This is a genomic window from Streptomyces hainanensis (assembly GCF_004348415.1).
Lineage (GTDB): Bacteria > Actinomycetota > Actinomycetes > Streptomycetales > Streptomycetaceae > Streptomyces > Streptomyces hainanensis.
This window is the reverse complement of the sequence record NZ_SMKI01000711.1, coordinates 1-2572: the sequence shown is the minus strand read 5'-3', so window position 1 is coordinate 2572 and position 2572 is coordinate 1. Positions and strand designations below refer to the sequence as shown.

Annotated in this window: 2 protein-coding genes; both read right to left on the bottom strand. The window is 76.9% G+C overall.

What is annotated here, in order from left to right:
* Nucleotides 1–25: 25 nt before the first annotated feature.
* Nucleotides 26–340 carry a 4a-hydroxytetrahydrobiopterin dehydratase gene (locus E1283_RS35040; RefSeq protein WP_132822201.1) on the bottom strand — a complete coding sequence of 105 codons (315 nt, stop codon included), beginning with the start codon at nucleotides 338–340 and terminating at the stop codon, nucleotides 26–28.
* A 47-nt stretch (nucleotides 341–387) separates the two neighbouring features.
* Nucleotides 388–2487 carry a phage holin family protein gene (locus tag E1283_RS35035; RefSeq protein WP_243745323.1) on the bottom strand — a complete coding sequence of 700 codons (2100 nt, stop codon included), beginning with the start codon at nucleotides 2485–2487 and terminating at the stop codon, nucleotides 388–390.
* Nucleotides 2488–2572: the final 85 nt, after the last annotated feature.

The following is a 2572-nucleotide window of genomic DNA, read 5'->3' as shown; positions in this document are numbered from 1 at the left end:
CCCCCCGCCCCCGCCCGGACAGGGCCTAGCCGGCGGACTCGGCGCCGTGCGCGGGCGCGATCTCCTCGATGCGGCGGGCGAGTTGGACGTCGAGCTGAGTCACCCTGCCGCCGACGCTGTGGGTGTTGACGGCGATGTCGAGGCGGTTGTAGGTGACGGTCAGCTCGGCGTGGTGGCCGAGCTCCTCCTGGACGGCGGCGACGTGCACCAGCAGGGCGACGGCGGGCAGGTGGCCGGGGAGCGCGTAGTGGCGCTCCAGCCGGTCGTCGCGCGCGGCCCAGCCGGGCAGCCCGCTCAGGCACTCGGCGATCTCCAGCTCCGTCAGCGGCTGCGGTGCCATGGCACGTCCTTTCCAGGGGCCCTTCCGCGGGGGCGGTGCTCCGCAGACTACGACGCGGCGGGCGTCGGCGCCCCCGCGCGCGGCTCCGCCGGGCGCGCCGCCGCCTCGGCCAACCAGCGGCGCAGCACGCCGTGCACGGACTCGGCGCCGACCAGCTCGGCGCCCGTGTCCCCGCCGGGCGCGGAGAGCGCGATCGGGGACATCAGGAACGCCCTGCTCTGCTCGCCGCCGAGCCCGCCGTGCGAGCCGACCTGGTCCTCGAAGGCGTGCACCTCGCCCGTCTCCGGGTCGAGCGAGGAGTTGACCATGATGTCCGCCACGTCCGGGAAGCGGGCGGTGCGCAGCACCGCCTCGGCCGCGCCGGGGCCGAACGGCGCGAGTGGGTCCGCGCCGCGCACCTCGCCGGTGGCGAGCCGGTGCTGGGCGCCGCCGGCGCCCAGCACCACGGGCCCGTGCAGCTCGCTGCGCACGAGCAGGAAGCCGATCCCCGGGTGGTCGGCGAGGCGGCGGAGCAGCCCGGGGTGGCGGGCGGCTATCGCCTCGGCCGAGGCGCGGCCCGACAGGCCGGGGAACGAGATCAGGCCGAGGTTGCCGGAGCCGAGCACGACGGGCGCGCCGCGCCGGCGGGCGGGGCCGCCCGGCGGTTCGGGCGACTCCTCGGGGCGGTGCAGCGCGGCGCGGGCCGCGTTGCGTGCCTCGGCGCCCGCCGGCTCCCCCGAGGCGTTTGGCCGGCAGAGCGGGCGTGGCGGCTCGACCGGCTGGCCGCTGCCGGCCCGCACCAGCTGTTCGAGCGAGACGCCGTATCTGGCCCGGAAGGTCTCGCCCTGGCTCTGCCCGTGGTCGGAGAGCAGCACCAGGTGGTAGGGCCGGGGGGCGTATCTGATGGCCTGGGCCAGCGAGGCGACGCACCGGTCGAGCCGGGCCAGCACCTGCCGGGTGTCCCGGCCGCGCGGCCCCGAGTGGTGGGCGACCTCGTCGTAGGCGACGAGGTCGGCGTAGACGGCGGTGCGCCCGTTGAGTATGTCGCCGGCCACGGAGGCGGTGACCACGTCGCGCTGGACGACCGTGGCGAAGGCCCTGATCAGCGGGTAGAGGCCGCCGCGCGGGACCCGGGGGCGCTCGCCGCGCAGCCGGGCGCCGAGCGCCTGGCCGACCTCGCGGCCCAGCTCGGCGACGAAGGAGAGGGCCGTGCGGGCGGCGCGCGCCGGGTCGGCGAAGTACGCGAAGTAGCCGGCGCGGGAGCGCTGGCGGCGCCCGCGCCTGACCGCCACCGAGAGCACCAGCGCCACCTGGTCGGCGCCGCCGGTGAACAGGTTGCCCCGGCTCGCGCCGTCCTCGGCGAGCAGCCCGGGGTGGCCGCTGCGCTCGGTGGCGCGGCGCTGGAGCTCGGCGGCGTCGGACGGCCGGTTGCTGATGATCACCTCGCCGGTGGCCTTCTCGTACCAGCGGAAGGCCGGCACGTTCTCGTTGCTGCCGTGCAGGATGGCGAGCTGGGACGCCCCCGTCTGGCTCGACCAGTCGGTGCGCCAGGGCGTGAGCCGGTGGGTGGTGCCGCACATGGCGGCGAGCGTCGGCATCAGGGGGCGTTCGCCGCCGATGGCCTCGCACAGCAGCTCGTAGCCGACGCCGTCGAGCTGGAGGAACACGGTGCCCGGGGTGCGCGAGCGGGGCGCGGGCTGGCCGCGGGTGGCGCGCCAGCCGGCCAGCCGGCGCATCCGGCGGCGCTGCGCGCCGGTGTCGCGGACGGCGAGGAGGGTGGCGGTGCCGGAGGACGCGACGGACATCACGGCGGCCACCACGGCCGCCACGGCGGGGCTGGCCTCGCCCCGCCCCTGGGGCACGGCGCTGAGCGCGACCAGCAGCAGCGAGCCGTTCAGCAGGAAGACCAGCAGGCCGAGCACGAGGGCGGGCACCAGCAGCAGGGCGCGCACCAGCCAGGGCCAGACCAGGGCGTTGAGCAGGCCGAAGAAGCCGGCGCCGAGCGCGGCGACGCGGCCCAGCTGGGTCAGGCTGTCCCCGTCGGCCGACTGGAGGCGGAAGCCGGGCATCACCATCGCGAGCAGCAGCATCGTGAGCGTGCTCACCGCCCACACCGTCAGCACCCGCAACAGGGCGGCGCCCGCGTTGCGCATGGCCACTACCGGCATGTCACCACCCTCCCTTCGGCACCGGGCACAGACGGAGAACCCCGCCTCCCCATTCTCCCTGCCTCGCCAAATCGTCCCCCTGGGT

Coding starts and splice junctions, on each gene's coding strand:
- E1283_RS35035 (WP_243745323.1), bottom strand. CDS start 2,487: ATGCCGGTAGTGGCCATGCGCAACGCGGGCGCCGCCCTGTTGCGGGTG.
- E1283_RS35040 (WP_132822201.1), bottom strand. CDS start 340: ATGGCACCGCAGCCGCTGACGGAGCTGGAGATCGCCGAGTGCCTGAGC.